This is a genomic window from Streptomyces lancefieldiae (assembly GCF_031845825.1).
GTDB classification, from domain to species: Bacteria; Actinomycetota; Actinomycetes; order Streptomycetales; family Streptomycetaceae; genus Streptomyces; species Streptomyces lancefieldiae.
Genome location: NZ_JAVRFH010000291.1, coordinates 1 through 483, shown reverse-complemented (window position 1 = coordinate 483; position 483 = coordinate 1). Strand labels below are relative to the sequence as shown.

Here is a 483-nt window from a genome sequence, read left to right as displayed (position 1 = left end):
ATGTAGCCCTTGTCGAAGCGCATACCCTCGGTGAGCTCCAGCTGCAGGCCGAAGGTGTTGCTCTCCTCGACGGTGATGACACCCTCGTTGCCGACCTTGTCCATGGCCTCGGCGATCAGGTCACCGATGGACTGGTCACCGGCGGAGATACCGGCGGTGGCAGCGATCTGCTCCTTGGTCTCCACCTCCTTGGCGCTCTTCAGCAGCGTCTCGGTGACCTTCTCGACGGCCTTCTCGATGCCGCGCTTCAGGCCGAGCGGGTTGGCGCCGGCAGCGACGTTGCGCAGACCTTCACGAACCAGGGCCTGTGCCAGAACGGTGGCGGTGGTGGTGCCGTCGCCCGCGACGTCGTCGGTCTTCTTGGCGACCTCTTTGACGAGCTCAGCGCCGATCTTCTCGTACGGGTCCTCCAGCTCGATCTCCTTGGCGATGGACACACCATCGTTGGTGATCGTGGGGGCGCCCCACTTCTTCTCCAGGACG

1 protein-coding gene is annotated in these 483 nt (G+C 64.4%); it reads right to left on the bottom strand.

Translation table 11 applies throughout. The features are described from left to right. The coding region (locus RM812_RS42190; RefSeq protein WP_311586313.1) for a TCP-1/cpn60 chaperonin family protein at positions 1-483 on the bottom strand (483 nt) is incomplete at both ends.